This is a genomic window from Agromyces sp. NPDC127015 (genome assembly GCF_042725165.1).
Lineage (GTDB): Bacteria > Actinomycetota > Actinomycetes > Actinomycetales > Microbacteriaceae > Agromyces > Agromyces chromiiresistens.
Genome location: NZ_JBHXDI010000004.1, coordinates 1 through 18,020 on the forward strand (window position 1 = coordinate 1; position 18,020 = coordinate 18,020).

At 70.4% G+C, this 18,020-nt stretch carries 16 protein-coding genes; 2 read left to right on the plus strand and 14 right to left on the minus strand.

The window, feature by feature from the left end:
• Positions 1–485 precede the first annotated feature (485 nt).
• Positions 486–1,787 (minus strand): tyrosine--tRNA ligase, encoded by a 1,302-nt coding sequence (tyrS, locus tag ACFWGP_RS12210; protein ID WP_231431271.1) that lies wholly within the window; start codon positions 1,785–1,787, stop codon positions 486–488.
• Between the two features lie 109 nt (positions 1,788–1,896).
• On the opposite strand from tyrS, the gene ACFWGP_RS12215 reads away from it, so the two are divergent.
• Both ACFWGP_RS12215 and ACFWGP_RS12220 read left to right on the plus strand, forming a co-directional pair.
• Positions 1,897–2,517 (plus strand): DNA-binding protein, encoded by a 621-nt coding sequence (locus ACFWGP_RS12215; RefSeq protein ID WP_231431272.1) that lies wholly within the window; start codon positions 1,897–1,899, stop codon positions 2,515–2,517.
• Positions 2,514–3,119: a hypothetical protein gene (locus ACFWGP_RS12220; protein ID WP_376931054.1), complete on the plus strand. Its 606-nt coding sequence runs from the start codon at positions 2,514–2,516 to the stop codon at positions 3,117–3,119. Before ACFWGP_RS12215 ends, ACFWGP_RS12220 begins: the two co-directional genes overlap by 4 nt.
• Positions 3,120–3,155: 36 nt before the next feature.
• Here the strand turns inward: ACFWGP_RS12220 and ACFWGP_RS12225 are convergent, their stop codons facing one another.
• From ACFWGP_RS12225 to ACFWGP_RS12285, 13 genes are all read right to left on the minus strand, one after another.
• On the minus strand, positions 3,156–3,782 hold the full coding sequence (locus ACFWGP_RS12225) for a DNA-3-methyladenine glycosylase (protein ID WP_376931248.1): 627 nt from the start codon (positions 3,780–3,782) through the stop codon (positions 3,156–3,158).
• The gene (gene argH / locus ACFWGP_RS12230) at positions 3,779–5,212 is read right to left on the minus strand and encodes an argininosuccinate lyase (protein ID WP_231431275.1); all 1,434 of its coding nucleotides are present in this window, start codon (positions 5,210–5,212) and stop codon (positions 3,779–3,781) included. Before argH ends, ACFWGP_RS12225 begins: the two co-directional genes overlap by 4 nt.
• Complete coding sequence (argF, locus tag ACFWGP_RS12235) at positions 5,212–6,141, minus strand: ornithine carbamoyltransferase (protein WP_231431276.1); 930 nt, start codon at positions 6,139–6,141, stop codon at positions 5,212–5,214. The genes argH and argF overlap by 1 nt, the downstream gene beginning before the upstream one ends.
• Positions 6,142–6,171: 30 nt before the next feature.
• Positions 6,172–7,359 carry an acetylornithine transaminase gene (locus tag ACFWGP_RS12240; RefSeq protein WP_376931055.1) on the minus strand — a complete coding sequence of 396 codons (1,188 nt, stop codon included), beginning with the start codon at positions 7,357–7,359 and terminating at the stop codon, positions 6,172–6,174.
• A complete protein-coding gene (gene argB / locus ACFWGP_RS12245; protein ID WP_376931249.1) occupies positions 7,356–8,288 on the minus strand; it encodes an acetylglutamate kinase in 933 nt (310 codons plus the stop codon). Before argB ends, ACFWGP_RS12240 begins: the two co-directional genes overlap by 4 nt.
• Positions 8,289–8,290: 2 nt before the next feature.
• The gene (gene argJ / locus ACFWGP_RS12250) at positions 8,291–9,448 is read right to left on the minus strand and encodes a bifunctional glutamate N-acetyltransferase/amino-acid acetyltransferase ArgJ (protein WP_376931056.1); all 1,158 of its coding nucleotides are present in this window, start codon (positions 9,446–9,448) and stop codon (positions 8,291–8,293) included.
• Positions 9,445–10,488 carry an N-acetyl-gamma-glutamyl-phosphate reductase gene (gene argC, locus ACFWGP_RS12255; RefSeq protein WP_231431279.1) on the minus strand — a complete coding sequence of 348 codons (1,044 nt, stop codon included), beginning with the start codon at positions 10,486–10,488 and terminating at the stop codon, positions 9,445–9,447. The genes argJ and argC overlap by 4 nt, the downstream gene beginning before the upstream one ends.
• A 373-nt stretch (positions 10,489–10,861) precedes the next feature.
• Positions 10,862–13,366, minus strand: a complete 2,505-nt coding sequence (gene pheT / locus ACFWGP_RS12260) for a phenylalanine--tRNA ligase subunit beta (protein ID WP_376931057.1) — start codon at positions 13,364–13,366, stop codon at positions 10,862–10,864.
• 66 nt (positions 13,367–13,432) lie between these two features.
• The gene (pheS, locus tag ACFWGP_RS12265; RefSeq protein ID WP_231431281.1) at positions 13,433–14,473 is read right to left on the minus strand and encodes a phenylalanine--tRNA ligase subunit alpha; all 1,041 of its coding nucleotides are present in this window, start codon (positions 14,471–14,473) and stop codon (positions 13,433–13,435) included.
• A gap of 81 nt (positions 14,474–14,554) precedes the next feature.
• A complete protein-coding gene (locus ACFWGP_RS12270) occupies positions 14,555–15,481 on the minus strand; it encodes an amino acid ABC transporter permease (protein ID WP_231431282.1) in 927 nt (308 codons plus the stop codon).
• A complete protein-coding gene (locus ACFWGP_RS12275) occupies positions 15,478–16,134 on the minus strand; it encodes an amino acid ABC transporter permease (RefSeq protein ID WP_231431283.1) in 657 nt (218 codons plus the stop codon). Before ACFWGP_RS12275 ends, ACFWGP_RS12270 begins: the two co-directional genes overlap by 4 nt.
• A gap of 84 nt (positions 16,135–16,218) precedes the next feature.
• Positions 16,219–17,136, minus strand: a complete 918-nt coding sequence (locus tag ACFWGP_RS12280) for a glutamate ABC transporter substrate-binding protein (protein ID WP_231431284.1) — start codon at positions 17,134–17,136, stop codon at positions 16,219–16,221.
• A gap of 53 nt (positions 17,137–17,189) precedes the next feature.
• Positions 17,190–17,978, minus strand: a complete 789-nt coding sequence (locus ACFWGP_RS12285) for an amino acid ABC transporter ATP-binding protein (protein ID WP_376931058.1) — start codon at positions 17,976–17,978, stop codon at positions 17,190–17,192.
• Positions 17,979–18,020 lie beyond the last annotated feature (42 nt).

The window sequence follows — 18,020 nt, forward strand, 5'->3', positions numbered from 1 at the left end:
AAGGAATCCCACCGATCCAAAGACCGGCTGGGGTTCAATAAATTGGCATTGAACATAGTGCACGCTGTTGAGTTCTCAAGGAACGGACGCACCCGCTTCACGACCAAGATCAGGCCGATCATCCGGAGCTTCGTTGTAGTTCCCACCCGGTCATCCCATGAGGACGCACCCGGATGCTTCAAGCCAGGCGTAGAAAACTGTCTGGCTCGGAATCATCGTGCCGCTTGAGGAGGATCTGCGGGGGCTCTCGGCCTTTCCGCTCTCCGCTCCTGTGGGGCAACGAATGAATACTTTACGGAGATGGCGGCACCCTCGCAACTCGACGATGCATCCCGGGCGTGTCGCCCGGAAATCCGCGGTTCTCGCGCCCGACGACGATGACGACATCGGCGGTCGGGAGCCGGCCTGCGAGCCGGCGCAGGCTGGATGCGGAACGGCCCCGCATCGCGGGCTGCGATGCGGGGCCGTCGGCCGAACGGAACTCGTCACACGACGAAGACGCCGGCCATGGTCTTCTTGCCCCGGCGAAGCACCGCCATCGCCCCCGGACGGACGAAGTCGGCGAGCGTCGCCTTCTCGTCGTCGACGCGTACGTTGTCGAGCGAGACACCACCCTGCGCGATCGCGCGCCGCCCCTCGCTCGCGCTCGCGACGAGTCCGGTGTCGGCGAGCACCTGGGCGATCGGCGCGTCGGGCGACGTGGTCGTGTTGGGCAGCTCGCGCAACGCCGATTCGAGCGTCGCGGCGTCGAGCGAAGCGAGATCGCCCTGTCCGAACAGCGCCTGCGATGCGGCGATGACCGCGGCCGTGGCATCCGCCCCGTGCACCAGGGTGGTGACCTCGGAGGCGAGTACGCGCTGGGCCTCGCGACGGAACGGCTCGTTCTCGACCGCGGCCGCGAGCTCCTCGATGCGCGCTCGGCTGAGGAACGTGAAGACCTTGAGTCGCGCGATCACGTCGGCGTCGTCGGTGTTGAGCCAGAACTGGTAGAAGCGGTACGGGCTGCACATGTCGGCGTCGAGCCAGATCGCGTTGCCCTCGCTCTTGCCGAACTTGGTGCCGTCGGCGTTCGTCACGAGCGGCGTGCCGATCGCGTGCACGCTCCGGCCCTCGACCCGGTGGATGAGGTCGGTACCGCTCGTGAGGTTGCCCCACTGGTCGCTTCCGCCGGTCTGCAGCAGGCAGCCGTACTGCCGGAACAGCTCGAGGTAGTCGTAGCCCTGCAGCAACTGGTAGCTGAACTCCGTGTAGCTGATGCCGGCATCGGAGTTCAGTCGCGAGGCGACCGCGTCCTTCTTGAGCATCGTGCCGACGCGGTAGTGCTTGCCGATGTCGCGCAGGAAGTCGATCGCGCTGAGCCCGGCGGTCCAGTCGAGATTGTTCACCAGACGCACCGGGTTCTCACCCTCGGCGGAGAGGAATCGTGAGACCTGCCCCTGCAGGCGACCGACCCACTCGGCCACGGTCTCCTTCGTGTTGAGGGTGCGCTCGGCGGTCGGGCGCGGGTCGCCGATGAGACCGGTCGAACCGCCGACCAGGCCGAGCGGCCGATGACCGGCGAGTTGGAGCCGGCGCATGACGATGAGCTGGACGAGGTTGCCGAGGTGCAGGCTCGGCGCCGTCGGGTCGAACCCGCAGTAATACGTGATCGGCTCGCCCGCGAGGAGCTCTTTCAGCGCGGCCTGGTCGGTCGACACGTGCACGTGGCCGCGCCAGACGAGCTCGTCCCAGACGTCGTCGAATGAGGCGTCGTTCTGCTGGGTGGAGAGGATCACGGGGTCTGACACCCCGTCAGAGTATCAGCGCTCCGGATCAGGCTGCATCACTAAGCGACACTGAATTAGCCCTGTATGCTTATCTTGTATCGAGTGAAGGATTCAAGGTGAAGGAGCCGAGATGATCGTCGTCACCGCAGACCAAGTCGCCAGCCGGACCAAAGCCGATCTCGCCGGAGCGGCCCGCGACCGCATCCAAGCTGCGCACGGCGCGGCGCTCCTGCTTCCGGTCGCCCGCAACGCCGGCGACGAGATCCAGCTCCTCACCCGCGACGGGCGGACGGTCGTCGACGTCGTCTTCGACCTCACGCGCGACGGCGGCTGGAGCGTCGGGATCGGTTGCGGTCCGGTGCGCGAACCGCTGCCCGAGGACATCAGGGAGGCGAGCGGCGAGGCGTTCTTCGCCGCCCGCGACGCCGTCGAACGAGCGAAGAAGAGCTCGCCGCGGATCGCCGTCGAGGCCGGCGGCGACGTGACCGGCGGGCCGAGCGCCGCTGACGTCGAGGCGCTCTTCACCCTCGCCCTGCTGCTGCGCGAACGCCGTTCCGATCAGGGGTGGGAGGTCTACGACCGCATCGTCGCCGGCGCGCGGCAGACCGACATCGCCGACGAACTCGGCGTGAGCGCACCCGCGATCAGCTCACGCATGAAGTCGGCGAACATCCGCGCCGAGCTCGATGCGGCTCCTGCGCTCGCTAGGCTGCTTGAGCATCTGGATGCCTCGACGGAAGCTCGCGCATGAACCTCATCGTCCTCGCCGACGCCATCACCTGGTCGGCCCTGCTCATCTCGCTCGCCGCGGCCACCGTGCTCTCGGTGCTCGCCTCGCTCAAGCCGAGGCGGGCCTACATCTGGTTCGCGACCGGCACCCTGGGCATCGCCCTCGTCGCCGCAGCCACCGCGACCACGACCGCCCCGTTCGGACTCGCGCCGATCGTCGTCCTGCTCGGGCTCGCGATCGCGGTCTTCGGCGGCAGCGCGGCGGCGGGCACCGCCCTCGAGCTCGCGATGGGCGGCGCGGTCTCGCCGGGGTTGCACGGCGGCATCATCGTCACCGACCGCCGTGTCGACCCGAGCGCCGCTCCGGGCCTGCAGACGACCGAACGACGGCGCGAGGTGCTGCGCGGCGGCCTCACGATCGGCGTGCTCGAACGCATCGCCTCGGCGGGCGCCATCATCGCCGGGTTCCCGGAGGCGCTCGCGATCGTCGTGGCCGTCAAGGGCGTCGGCCGGTTCACCGAGCTCGAAGCCCCCGAGGCTCGCGAGCGGTTCATCATCGGCACCTTCGCCAGCCTCATCTGGGCCTGTGCGGCCGCACTCGTCGTGCACCTCGCGATCAACTGAGCCATCCCGTCGTCGCCGGCCCTCGCGACCGACGGCTCAGCCGGTCGGATCGACGGCGCCCGCGTGTCGTCGGTACGGCGAGACGCCCTCGTCGCCCGGCAGCCAGAACCGCCAGGGATAGGCACTGCCGCCGCCCGCCCCGTTCACTCCGGTGCGGGGACCGTTCACGTGGTGCAGCGGGGTCGCCGGCAGACGCAGCCCGAACGGCGCCGCGAGCAGGTCGCTGCCGTCCGCGTCGAGCGGAACGCCGAGCGCCTTCGCAAGCCGTCCCGGGCCGCGAGCGAGGTCGCGATCGTTGACACCGGGTCGACGCCGTCGCGCGACGTCGATGCCAGCGACGACGGTCGCCCCGCGCAGGAGCACCGCCGAGGAGGTCCCGGCGGGTCGCGCGACGATGTTGAGGCAGACGTGCACGCCGTAGCTGAAGTACGCGTAGAGGTGCGCCGGCTCGCCGAACATCACGGCGTTGCGCGGCGTACGTCCGCGGAACGCGTGCGACCCGGGGTCCTCCCCCACGCCGCGGTAGGCCTCGACCTCCGACAGTCTGATCGCGACCTCGCCGTCGGACGACCGGTACGAGAGCACCGCCCCGAGCAGGAGCGGCGCGAGCTGCACCGGGTCCTGCTCGAAGAACGACCGGTCGGGCGTGATCAGCTGCGTCAGTTCGACGCCTCCGGCAGTCCGGCCACGAGATGACGCACCCGCTCCGCGAGGCGGGCGAACTGATCGGCGACACGATCCGGCGACGTGCCGCCCACGCCGTCGCGACTGGCGACGGAGCCCTCGATCGTGAGCACCTCGCGTACCTCCGGCGTGAGGTGGGGCGAGATCGCCGCGAGCGCGGCGTCGTCGACGGCGTCGAGATCGAGACCGTGCTGCTCGGCGTAGCGCACGAGCGCGCCCGTGATCTCATGGGCATCGCGGAACGGCACGTGCCGCTTCACGAGCCATTCCGCGACATCGGTCGCGAGGGAGAACCCCGCGGGCGCGAGCTCCGCCATGCGGTCGGTGTGGAAGGTCAGGGTCGCGACCATGCCCGTGAACGCGGGCAGCAGCACCTCGAGCGTCTCGACCGAGTCGAACACGGGCTCCTTGTCCTCCTGCAGATCGCGGTTGTACGCCAGCGGGAGGGCCTTCAGCGTGGCGAGCAGCCCCGTCAGGTTGCCGATGAGGCGACCGGACTTGCCGCGGGCGAGCTCGGCGATGTCGGGGTTCTTCTTCTGCGGCATGATCGACGATCCCGTCGAGAACCCGTCGTCGAGCGTGACGAAGCCGAACTCGCGCGTGTTCCAGAGGATGATCTCCTCGGAGATGCGCGACAGGTCGATGCCGATCATGGCGGTGACGAACGCGAACTCCGCCACGACGTCGCGGCTCGCGGTGCCGTCGATCGAGTTCTCGGCCGGCGCTGCGAGCCCGAGGTCGCGGGCGACGGCGGCCGCGTCGAGGCCGAGCGTCGAGCCGGCGAGTGCTCCCCCGCCGTACGGCGAGACGTCTGCGCGCTTCATCCAGTCGACGATTCGCTCGAGGTCGCGCGAGAGCGCCCAGGCGTGGGCGAGCAGGTGGTGCGCGAGGAGTACCGGCTGCGCGTGCTGGAGGTGCGTACGGCCGGGCATGATCGCGTCGCGGTGGGCGTCGGCCTGAGCCGCGAGGGCGTCGATGAGGTGCACGAGCTGCTGCCCGATCGTCGCCGCGTGGTCCTTCAGGTAGAGGCGCACGAGCGTGGCGATCTGGTCGTTTCGACTGCGACCGGCGCGCAGCTTGCCACCGAGTTCGGGGCCGACGACGTCGATGAGCGCCGCCTCGAGCGCGCCGTGCACGTCTTCGTCGCCCTCGGCCGCGACGAGATCACCCGAGATCACCTTGGCCTCGAGCGTGTCGAGGCCCGCGAGCATCGCGGCGAGCTCGCCCGAGTCGAGGTAGCCGGCCGCGGCGAGCGCGCGCGCGTGCGCACGCGAGCCGGCGAGGTCGTATCCCGCGAGCTGCCAATCGAAGTGCGTCGACTTCGAGAGCCGGGCGAGCTCGGGCGATGGGCCCGTCGCGAAGCGGGCGCCCCAGAGCGATCCCTCGTTCGTACCGTGCTCGGTGGTCATCATGCGTCCTTCCGGTCGAGGAGCCAGGTCAGCAGCGCCTTCTGGGCATGCAGGCGGTTCTCCGCCTCGTCCCATACGACGGACTGCGGGCCGTCGATGACCGCCCCGTCGACCTCGACGCCGCGGTAGGCGGGCAGGCAGTGCATGAAGATCGCGTCGTCGCCGGCCTCGGCCATGATCGCCTCGGTCACCCGGTAGTCGCCGAACGTCGCGAGCCGCTCGGCCTTCTCGTCCTCCTGCCCCATCGACACCCAGGTGTCGGTCACGACCACGTCGGCGCCGTTCGCCGCCGCGCTCGCGTCGTCGGTGACGAGCACCGAGCCGCCCGTGGACGCGGCGATGCGGATCGCGTCGTCGACGATGTCGGGCCGCGGGGCGTACGCCGCGGGTGCCGCGATGCGTACGTGCATGCCCGCGGTCGCGCCAGCGAGCAGATACGAGTGGGACATGTTGTTCGCCCCGTCGCCGAAGTACGCGAGGGTGAGCCCTGCGAGCGCGCCCTTCCGCTCGCGGATGGTCTGCAGGTCGGCGAGCAGCTGGCAGGGGTGGAAGTCGTCGCTGAGTGCGTTGACGACGGGCACCGCGGTTCCGGCGGCCATCTCCTCGAGACCTGCGTGATCGAACGTGCGCCAGACGATCGCCCCGACCATCCGCTCGAGCACGCGGGCGGTGTCGGCGACCGACTCCTTGCCGCCGAGCTGGCTCTCGCTCGAGCTGATCACGAGGGGCACGCCGCCGAGGTCGGCGATGCCGACGGAGAACGAGACCCTCGTGCGGGTCGAGGTCTTGTCGAAGATGACGGCGACCGTCTGCGGTCCCTCGAGCGGGCGCGCGGAGTAACGGTCGGCCTTGAGACGTGCGGCGAGGTCGAGCACCTCGGCCTGCTCTGCGGGCGTGAGGTCGTCGTCGCGGAGGAAGTGGCGGGTCATGCGGTCCGTTCGGTTCGGAGGGAGGAGAGGTCAGGCGGCGGCGACGCGCTCGAGGGCACGGCCGAAGCGGGCGTCGAACTCGTCGAGCTCGACGTCGCCGATGATGAGGGGCGGGGCGATGCGGATCGTCGAGTCGTTCGCCGCGTTGACGATGAGCCCCTCGTCCATCGCGGCCGCGACGACGCGCGCCGCGACCGGTTCGTCGAGGCCGACACCCACGAGCAGGCCTCGCCCGCGGACCCCCGCGACGAGCGACGAGCCGAGCGCGAGGATGCGCTCGCGGAGCTGGGCACCACGCCGGGCGGCGTTGCCGACGAGGTCGGCCCGCTCGATCTCGCCGAGCACCGCGTTCGCGACGGCGGTCGCGAGCGGGTTGCCCCCGAACGTCGAGCCGTGCTGGCCCTTCGTGTACAGCGACGACGCGCGGCCGAATGTGACGAGTCCGCCGATCGGGATGCCGCCGCCGATGCCCTTGGCGACCGTGATCGCGTCGGGTGTGATGCCGGCGTGCTGGAACCCGAACCAGGCCCCGGTTCGCCCGGCGCCGGTCTGGATCTCGTCGACGATGAGCAGCGCCCCGTGGCGGTGGGTGAGCTCGCGCGCCGCCTCGAGGAAGCCGGGCGGCAGCTCGACGACGCCGGCCTCGCCCTGGATCGGCTCGAGGATGAGCGCCGACACCGCGTCGTCGAGCTCGGCTTCGAGTGCCTCGATCGTCGCCGGGATGTGCTCGACGCCACCCGGCAGCGGCTCGAACGGGTCGCGCATGTGCGGCTTGCCCGTGAGCGCGAGCGAGCCCATCGTGCGGCCGTGGAAGCCGTCGACGAGCGCGAGCATGCGCGTGCGGGCACCGCCCGAGTTGTTCAGGCGTGCGAGCTTGAACGCCGCCTCGTTCGCCTCGGCGCCCGAGTTGCCGAACCACGCCCGGCCCTCGTCGCCGGCGCCTGCGAGCCGCGTGATGCGTTCGGCGAGCTCGAGCGCCGGTTCGGTCGTGAAGTAGTTCGACACGTGCGCGAGCTTCGCCGCCTGGGCCGACACGGCCTCGACGAACACGGGATGCGCGTGGCCGAGGGCGTTGACGGCGATGCCCGCGAGGAAGTCGAGGTACCGCTTGCCCGAGTCATCCCACACCCACGCGCCGTCGCCACGCTCGAGCTTCGCGAGCGGCATGCCGATCGACCGCATGATGCGGGAGTCGAATCGCTGCTGCCAGTCGGTCATGCCGTGCCTCCTGCCGGGACGACCTCGGTGCCGATGCCCTGCCGGGTGAAGACCTCGAGCAGGATCGAGTGCGGCACCCGGCCATCGATGATCGCGGCCTTCGCGACGCCGCCCTCGACGGCCTCGAGGCAGGCCCGCATCTTCGGGATCATGCCCGACTCGAGCGACGGCAGCAGGGCCTCGAGCTCGGGCACGCCGATGACGGAGACGAGCGAGTCGCGGTTCGGCCAGTCGCGGTAGAGGCCGGCGACGTCGGTCAGGATGACGAGCTTCGCCGCCCGCAGCGCCACGGCGAGCGCCGCGGCCGCCGAGTCGGCGTTCACGTTGAGCGACTGCCCCGGCGCATCGCCGTCAGGGGCGATCGACGAGACGACCGGGATGCGCCCGGCGTGCAGCTGCGCCACGACCGCCTCGGGATCGACGGAGACCACGTCGCCGACGAGACCGAGGTCGACCTCGACGCCGTCGACCACCGCCCCTCGGCGACGGCCGGTGAAGAGCCCCGCATCTTCGCCGGAGAGCCCCGCGGCGAGTGGTCTGTGCTCGTTGATGAGCGAGACGAGCTCGCGGTTGACCTGGCCGGAGAGCACCATGCGCACGACGTCCATCGCCTCGGGCGTCGTCACCCGGTAGCCGCCGCGGAACTCGCTCTCGATGCCGAGCCGCTCGAGCATCGACGAGATCTGCGGACCCCCGCCGTGGACGACGACCGGCTTGATGCCGGCGTAGCGGAGGTACACCATGTCCTCGGCGAACGCCCGCTGCAGCTCGGGGCTCACCATCGCGTTACCGCCGAACTTCACGACGATCGTCTCGCCGTGGAAGCGCTTGAGCCACGGCAGCGACTCGATGAGCACCCGCGCCTTCTCACCGGCGCCGGCGACCTCTCCGGCCTCGCCGGAGGCATCCGTTCCGTCGAAATCGCCCATCATCAGCTCGCGTACGCGCTGTTCTCGTGCACGTAGTCGTGCGTGAGATCGTTGGTCAGGATCGTCGCGGACGCCTCACCCGCGTGCAGCTCGACGAGCACGTGCGTGGCGCGGGGCGTCAGGTCGACCTCGTCGCGCGGCCGGTCGGGCCGGCCGGCGTGACACACGCGCACGCCGTTCATCGTCACGTCGACGAGGTAGGGATCGAACGGCGCCCGCGTCGTGCCGATCGCGGCGAGCACGCGTCCCCAGTTCGGGTCGTTGCCGAAGATCGCGGCCTTGAAGAGGTTGTTGCGGGCGACCGCGCGGCCGACCTCGACCGCGTCGTCCTCGCTGACCGCGCCGCGCACCTCGATCGCGATGTCGTGGCTCGCGCCTTCGGCGTCGGCCTGCAGCTGCGCGGCGAGGTCGAGGCAGACCTCGGTGAGCGCCGCGGTGAACACCGTCTCGTCGGGCGCCACGCCGGACGCAGCGCTCGCGAGCAGGGTGACCTGGTCGTTGGTCGACATGCAGCCGTCGGAGTCGAGCCGGTCGAAGCTCACCCGGGTCGCCTGCCGCAGCGCACGATCGAGCGCGGATGCCTCGAGGTCGGCGTCGGTCGTGATGACGACGAGCATCGTGGCGAGCCCGGGGGCGAGCATGCCGGCACCCTTCGCCATGCCGCCGATGCGCCACCCCGCGCCGTCGACGACGACGGTCTTCGGCGTCGTGTCGGTGGTCATGATGGCCCGTGCCGCGTCGTCGCCGGCTGCCGCATCTGCCGAGAGCCGGTTGGCGGCGCTCAGCACGCCCTCTTCGAGGATCTCGCCGTCGAGCTGCTCGCCGATGAGCCCGGTCGAGCAGACGAGCACGTCTCCGGCCGAGACGCCGAGCGCGGCAGCAGCCGCCTCGGCGGTGCGGTGCGTGACCTGGAAGCCCTCGGGCCCGGTGAAGCAGTTCGCGCCGCCCGAGTTGAGCACGACGGCGGACACGAGGCCGTCTTTCGCAGCCTCCTTCGACCAGATGATCGGGTTCGCCTGCGCGCGGTTCGACGTGAACACGACCGCCGCCTGCTGCGAAGGCCCGCGGTTGACGACGAGGGCGAGGTCGAGCGCGCCGGTGCGCTTGATGCCGGCGGCGATGCCGGCGGCTTCGAATCCGGCGGGGGCGGTGACGGTCACGGGGCCACTCCGTTCACGGGCAGGCCGGTCGACTCGGTGAGGCCGAGCGCGAGGTTCGCCGACTGGATGGCGGCACCCGCGGTGCCCTTGACGAGGTTGTCGACCGCGGTCACGACGACGACGCGGCCCGCGCGCTCGTCGATCGCGAGTCCCATGAGCGCGGTGTTCGCGCCGAGCACGTCGGCGGTGCGGGGGAACTGCCCTTCGGGGAGGAGCTGCACGAACCGCTCCCCCGCATACGCGTCCTCCCAGGCGGCGCGCACCGCCGAGGCATCCGTACCGGGCATGATGCGGGCCGTCGAGGTCGCGAGGATCCCACGTGACATGGGCACGATGACGGGGGTGAACGAGAGCGTCGGTTCGGCGGCCCCCGCCCACCGGAGGGCCTGCTGCACCTCGGGGATGTGCCGGTGGACCCCGCCGACCGAGTACGGGTTCGCCGAGCCCAGGATCTCGGCTGCGAGCAGGTGCGCCTTGAGGCTCTTGCCGGCCCCCGACGGGCCGACCGCGAGCACCGACACGAGGTCGCGGTCTTCGACGACCCCGGCGCGGATGCCGGGAGCGAGCGAGAGGGCGACCGTCGAGGCGTTGCACCCCGGGGCGGCGATGCGCTTCGCCTTCGCGAGGCGGTCGCGCTGCGTGCCGGTGAGACGCGGCAGCTCGGGCACGCCGTACTCCCACGCGGGGTGGAATTCGCCGCCGTAGAACTCGGCCCAGTCGGTCGCCGACTCGAGCCGGTGGTCGGCGCCGCAGTCGATCACGAGCGTGTCGGGCGAGAGCTCTGCCGCGATCGCGCCCGACGCGCCGTGCGGCAGCGCGAGGAAGACGACGTCATGGCCGGCGAGCGTCTCGGCCGTCGTCTCCTTGAGCGTCAGGTGCGTGTAGGTGCGCAGGTGCGGCTGCACCGCGGCGAGCGACTGGCCGGCGTTCGAGTGGGCGGTCACGGTGCGGACCTGGAGCTCGGGATGATCGGCCAGGAGGCGAAGGATCTCTCCCCCGGCATAGCCGGACGCGCCGGAGACGGCGACGGAGTACGTCATGGAATCCACCTTAGGGTCTGTGCGGTCGGGGCGATGTTCCGGCGACGCCCCGCGACAGCCCGCTAGGCCGTCGCAGGGGTCGCCGAGATTCGGCGCCCGCCACGGCGTCGGCTGCGCACGACCTCGACACGCGCGTGGCGTGCGGCGGCGAACCGGGTGATGGACATGCTCCGACCCTATCGAGGCGACGACGGCGCCTGCAAACCGGGCGTCGCCGGATGTCGCGCGGTGACGTCGCCCGCGGGTCGGGGTGTGCCGTGTGTGCGTGCGCAACGAGCGAGCACGACGAGCGAGAGTGCAGTCGCGGCCCCATTTCAGGCGACGACCGCACTCTCGATGACCCGGTGGTCAGGGATGCACGGGCGCGCTCCGCCTAGTCGCGGATCACGGCTCCGGTGCGCTCGCCCGCGAGCGACGCCCCTGCGAGCTTCGCCGCGCTCGCCTCGGCCGCCGTCAGGGTGCGGTCGGCCGCGCGGAAGCGCAGGGCGAACGTGAGGCTCTTCGACCCCTCGGTCACGCCCTGGCCACGGTAGTCGTCGACGAGCTCGAGGTGCTCGAGCAGCTCGCCCGCCCCCTCGCGCACGGCCGCGGCGACCTCGGCCGCCGGCACCTCGGCGCCCACCACGAGCGACAGGTCCTGCGTCGCTGCGGGGAGGGTGCCGATCGAGGACGCCTCGACCGCGGGGTCGGCGGCCGCGATGATCGCGTCGAGGTCGAGTTCGACGACCGCGACGACGCGCGGCAGGTCGTCGGCCTCGGCGAGCGCGGGCAGGAGTTCGCCGGCGAAGCCGACCGGGCGACCGCCCACCCGCAGTTCCGCCGTGCGGCCGGGGTGGAGCGCGTGGTGCGAACCCTGCACGATCTCGAGCTCGGCCCCCGTCGCGAGCGCGACCCGCCGCGCCGCGTCGAGGGCGTCGGCCACGCCGTACGGCTCGGCCGCGACGCCCGGCTGCTTGGCGACCCGGTCGCCGACGAGGAGCACGCCGAGGTGGCGCGGCTGCGGCGGGATGCCCGCGTCGAGCGCGGCGAGCGTCTCGTCGCCGGGCTTGGCGTCGCCGGCCGGCAGCTCGGCCGTCCCGTAGACGTGACCGGGCTCGGGGAGGAACACGAGGCCGATCTCGAAGAGGTCGAGGTCGAGCAGCCCGCGCGAGCGGTTGCGCTTGGCCGCGGCGATGAGCCCCGGAAGCAGCGATCGGCGCAGGAACGGCGTCGACTGGTCGAGTGCGTTCGCGAGGCGCACCGACGCGACCGGCTCGCCGTCGACACTGCCGAAGGTGCGGTTCTCGTCGTCGGTCGCGAACGGGAACGAGAGCACCTCGACCGAACCCGCCGCGGCGAGCGCATCGGCCGTCTGGCGGCGGAGCCGCTGCGATCGGGTGAGCCCCCGGCCGGGCGGCGCGACGGGCAGCACCGACGGGATGCGGTGATAGCCCACGAGCCGGGCGACCTCCTCGGCGAGCTCCTCGCGGCCCGTGAGGTCGGGCCGCCATGCCGGCGGAACGACCGAGTAGCCGCCCTCGACGCGCGTGAGCACGCCGCCGATCTCGGCGAGCGCGTCGTGCACCTCGTCGTTCGTGTACTCGACGCCGATGACACGCGAGACGAAGCCGTCGGGGAGGTCGATCGCCTCCCGGTCGGTCGTCGTCTGGATGAGCGAACCTCCCGCGTCGGCCGTGCCGCCCGCGAGGTCGACCATGAGCTGGGCGACGCGTGCGACGGCGACGGCGCCGATCGTCGGGTCGATGCCGCGCTCGTAGCGCTTCGCGGCCTCGCTCGGAAGCTTGTGCCGGCGCGCCGTGCGGGCGATCGACACCGGGTCCCAGTGGGCGGCCTCGATGAGCACGTTCTGCGTCGTGTCGCTCATCTCGGTCTCGGCGCCGCCCATGACCCCCGCGAGGCCGATCGGGCCCCGGTCGTCGGTTACGACGATGTCTTCGGCGTGCAGGGTGCGCTGCTTGCCGTCGAGCGTCGTGAACGGCTCGCCCGGCTCGGCACGGCGCACGACGATGCCGCCGCGCAGCGTGTCGAGGTCGTAGCCGTGGATCGGCTGGCCGAGTTCGAGCATCACGTAGTTCGTGATGTCGACGAGCACCGACAGCGACCGGATGCCGGCGAGCTTCAGCCGCGCGATCATCCACGCGGGCGTCGGGCGCGAGGCGTCGACACCGCGCACGATGCGCGTCGCGAAGGCACTCGACGCGACCTTGCCTCGGATCGGCGCTCGGTCGTCGATGACGACGGGGAAGCCGTCGGCCGAGGCATCGGTCGCCGGGGTCAGCTCGACCGGATCGCGGAACACCGCACCCGTCGCGTGCGCGTACTCCCGGGCGACGCCGCGGATCGAGAACGCGTAGCCGCGATCGGGCGTGACGTTGATCTCGATCGCCGCGTCGTCGAGGCCGAGCAGCGCGATCGCGTCGGAGCCGACGGGCGCGTCGATACCGAGGGTCGACAGGCGCAGGATGCCGTCGTGGTCGTCGCCGAGGCCGAGTTCACGGGCCGAGGCGATCATGCCGTCGGAAACGTGACCGTACGTCTTGCGGGCAGCGATCGGGAACGGGCCGGGCAGCACGGCGCCGGGCAGCGTCACCACGACCTGGTCGCCGGGGAAGAAGTTGCGGGCACCGCAGACGATGCCGCGCACCCCGCCGTTCGCCTCGCCGACGTCGACCTGGCACCACCGGATCGTCTTGCCGTTGGACTGCGGCTCCTCGACGAACTCGAGCACCTCGCCCACGACGATCGGGCCCTCGAGCTCGAACGTGTGCACGTCTTCTTCTTCGAGGCCGACCTTCACGAGGGCGGCATGCACGTCTTCGGGCGTCGTTCCCGGGACGAGCTCGACGTATTCGGCGAGCCAGCTGAGAGGTACTCGCATCGTTTAGACCACCATTCCGAACTGCTGGGAGATATCACCGTTTGAGAGGGCTGCGCCGGTCATCGTTTAGACCACCATTCCGAACTGCTGGGAGAAGCGGACGTCTCCCTCGACCATTTCGCGCATGTCCTGCACGTCGTTGCGGAGCATCAGTCCGCGCTCGATGCCCATGCCGAACGCGAAGCCCGTGTAGACCTCGGGGTCGATGCCCGCCGCCCTCAGCACGTTGGGGTGCATCATGCCGCAGCCGCCCCACTCGATCCAGCGCGCGCCGCCCTTGAACGTCGGGTGCCAGAAGTCGAGCTCGGCGCTCGGCTCGGTGAACGGGAAGAAGCTCGGCCTGAGGCGGATCTTCGCCTCCTCGCCGAAGATCGACTTCACGAAGTGATCGAGCGTGCCCTTGAGGTGCGCCATCGTCAGGCCCTTGTCGACCGCCACGCCCTCGAACTGCATGAACACGGGCAGATGGGTCGCATCGAACTCGTCGGTGCGATACACGCGGCCCGGCGCGAGCACGTAGAGCGGCAGGTCGCGCTCGAGCATCGAGCGGATCTGCACGGGGCTCGTGTGGGTGCGCATGACGAGGTGGGCTTCGGGCGGGTCGACGAAGAACGTGTCCTGCATCGCGCGCGCGGGGTGGTCGGCGTCGAAGTTCAACGCGTCGAAGTTGAACCACTCGCTCTCGACCTCGGGGCCCTCCGCGATCTCCCAGCCCATGCCGGTGAAGACGTCGCACACCCGGTCCTGCAGCAGGGCGAGGGGATGCCTCGCGCCCGCGTTGAACCGCGAGGGCAGGGCCGTGACGTCGACGGCCTCGGCGACGAGCCGCGCGGCCGCCTCGGCCTCGACGATCTCGGCCTCGCGGGCGGCGAACGCCTGGCCTACCCGGCCGCGCGCGCCGCCCACGAGCTTGCCGAGTGCGGCCTTCTGCTCGTTGGGCACATTGCGGAGCTCGGCGTTCAGCAGCGCGAGCGGCGACTTGTCGCCGGTGTGCTCGGTGCGAACGGTCTTCAGCGCGGCGGAGTCGCCGGCGGACGCGATGGCCGCGAGGGCCGCGTCGACGGCGGACTGGACCGCGGACTCGGTGATTTCGAGGGGCTCTGGCACGAGAACCGAGTCTACCGGCGCGACGGTACCGTGCGTGGCGCGCCACCTCGTGGCCGACGCCGCGTCGAGGCTCGTCGCATTTCAGCCCCGGAGGCCGCCACCTGTCCCTTCGCTGCCGCCGATCGAGTCCAGGCCGGCCTGCACGGCGACCGCCCGGGTCGTGGTGATGTTCTCGTCGAGCAGGTCGACGGTGATCACGGTGCGGTGCGTGCGTCGGAGCCGGCGCTCGACCCGGTAGGCGATGTAGGAGAGGATCAGGCAGAGCAGGATGTAGATCGTGCCGACGATGATCGTCGCCGGGACGATCGGCGAGCCGTAGGTCGACTGCGAGCCGATGTAGCGCGCGTAGAAGAGCAGTTCCTCGTACGTGATGATGTAGCCGAGTGCGGTGTCCTTCAGCGTGACGACGAGCTGGGCGATGATCACGGGCATCATCGCGCGGATGGCCTGTGGCAGCAGGATGAGTCGCATCACGCCGGCCTTGCGCAGGCCGATCGCGTACCCGGCCTCTGACTGGCCCTTCGGCAGCGACTCCACACCGGCGCGGATGACCTCGGCGAGCACGGAGCCGTTGTACGCGATGAGGGCGATGACCACCGCCCAGTACGGGTCCATCTTCACGCCGATGACCGGCAGCCCGTAGTAGAGCAGGAACATGAAGACGAGCACGGGAACGGCGCGGAGCACCTCGACGACCGCACCCACCGGGCGTCGGAGCCACGCGTGGTCGGAGAGCCGGCCGATCGCGAGGACGAATCCGACGATGAGTGCGCCCACCGCGGCCGCGCCGAACGCGGCGAGCGTATTCAGGGTCGCGATGCCGATCTGGACCCATACGTTCGTGTAGGTGAATGCGCTCCACTTCTCGGCCGTGAACTGCCCCGTCGCCCAGAGCCGCCACAGGATGAAGCCGAGGATCGCCAGCACCACGACGACGGTGATGACGCCGAGGATGCGGTTGCGGGCGATCGCCCGGGGGCCGGGCACATCGTAGAGGACGCTGGTCATCGGGCCACCTTCCAACGGCGCTCGAATGTCTGCTGCGCCCATGACAGCAGCAGCACGAGGGCGACGAAGATCGCCATCACCCAGAGGATCGCGACGAACTGATTCTCGCCGCGCTCGCTGAGGTAGGCGCGGACCGACCCGAGGTTGGCGATCGAGAACCCGGCGGCGACGGTCGTGTTCTTGAGCAGCGCGATGAAGACGCTCATCATCGGCGGGATCACGGAGCGGAACGCCTGCGGCAGCACGACGAACCGCATGACCTGTCCGAACGTCAGCCCGATCGCACGTGCCGCCTCGGCCTGGCCGACCGGAACGGTGTTGATGCCGGAGCGGATCGTCTCGGCCACGTAGGTGGCGGTGTAGATGCCGAGCGCACAGATCGCGAGGGTGATCGAAACCGCACCGGTGAGCCGCAGCCCCAGCAGCGGCGGCAGGGCGAAGGCGAAGGCGAAGAAGACGAGCGTCAGCGGGGTGTTGCGCACGGTGTTCACGTAGAAGGCACCGACTCCGCGTGCGATCGGGATCGGCGACACGCGCATCGCACCGACGATGGTGCCCAGGATGAGCGCGAGGGTTCCCCCCGCGAAGAACAGCAGGAGCGTGCCGACGATCATCTCGCCCCAGAGGTCGAGATTGTCGGTGATGATGCCCATCGTGCTCCCTTCAGTGCGGATCGGACGCTTCGGTTGCGGTGCCGGGAACGGGGCGGGGGCGCTCGGCGCCCCCGCCCCGGGTGATCAACTCGTCGGGTCGACCTCGGGCTGCTCGCCCGAGATGCCGGCCGGCGCGAGGTTCTCGTCGAACAGCGCCTGCCAGACGTCGTTGCCGTCGGTGAACAGCGCGTTGATGTGCTCCTGCAGTGCCGCGTCGCCCTTCTGGAGGCCGACGCCGTAGCGCTCCTCGCTGAACGGCTCGCCCGCGATCTTCAGCGCGTCGGGGTCCTGCGCGACGTAGCCGGCGAGGATCGCCTCGTCGGTCGTGATCGCGTCGACCGCGCCGGCCTTCAGCTGCTCGACGCACTGCGAGTACGTGTCGTACTCGACCGTGTCGCCGGGGTTGTACTCGTCGCGGATGCGCTGCAGCGGCGTCGAACCCGTCACCGAGCAGACGATCTTGCCCTCGAGGTCGTCGGGGCCGTTGATGTCCTCGTTGTCGGCGGCGACGAGCAGGCCCTGGCCGGTGATGAAGTACGGGCCGGCGAAGTCGATCTGCTCCTTGCGCTTGTCGGTGATCGAGTACGTGCCGACGTAGTAGTCGATGTCGCCGTTCACGAGCGCCTGCTCGCGGTTCGCCGACGGGATGGTCTGGTACTCGATCTGGTCTTCGTCGAAGCCGAGCGAGGCCGCGATCCACTGGGCGATGCCGATGTCGAATCCGCTGCGCTCACCGGACGCGGCGTCTTCGTAGCCGAGGCCCGGCTGGTCGTTCTTCACGCCGATGACGACCTTGCCGCGTTCGGTCATGGCATCGAACGTGGGGCTGCCCTCGAGCTGCACATCGGTGGCCACCTCCCACAGTGCGGTGTCGCCGCCGGCATCGTCCGTCGCACCGTCGGTGCCGGAGTCGCCCGGGCTGCCACTGTTGCACGCACTGAGTGCGAGCGCCGCGACGGCGATGCCCGCCAGCGCACCGGCGATTCGTGTTGTCCTGCGCATCTTTGTCCTCCTGGTGTCGAATCCGGTACGGTCGCCGCGCCGAGCGCGGACGTCTAGTGGGTGATGAGCTTGGAGAGGAAGTCCTTCGCACGGGCGCTCTGCGCATTCGTGAAGAACTCCTCGGGCGTCGACTCCTCGACGATCTGCCCGTCGGCCATGAACACGACGCGGTCGGCCGCCTTGCGCGCGAACCCCATCTCGTGCGTGACGACGACCATGGTCATGCCGTCTTGCGCGAGGCCGACCATGACGTCGAGCACCTCGTTGATCATCTCGGGGTCGAGGGCGCTCGTCGGCTCGTCGAAGAGCATGAGCTTCGGATTCATCGCCAGGGCGCGGGCGATCGCCACGCGCTGCTGCTGCCCGCCCGAGAGCTGCGCCGGCAGCTTGTCGGCCTGCTCGCCGACACCGACGCGATCGAGCAGCACCTTCGCCGCCCGCTCGGCATCGGCCTTCGACTGGTGCTTCACCTTGATCGGCCCGAGGGTGACGTTGTCGAGCACGGTCAGGTGTGCGAAGAGGTTGAACGACTGGAACACCATGCCGACGTCGGCGCGCAGCGCCGCGAGCTCCTTGCCCTCCTGCGGCAGTTCGTCGCCGTCGATGCGGATCGACCCGGTCGTGAACGTCTCGAGGCGGTTGATCGTGCGGCAGAGCGTCGACTTGCCCGACCCCGACGGGCCGATCACGACGACGACTTCGCCCCTGTGCACCGTGAGCGACACGTCCTTCAGGGCGTGGAACTGGCCGTAGTGCTTCTCGACGTGGTCGACGACCACGAGCGGCTCACCGCGCCGCGCCGAGATGTTCGACGTCGGCGGGGACTGATCACTCGGTTGCATACCCCCAAAACTAGGGAGACTTCGGCCCTCGCCACTAGAGCA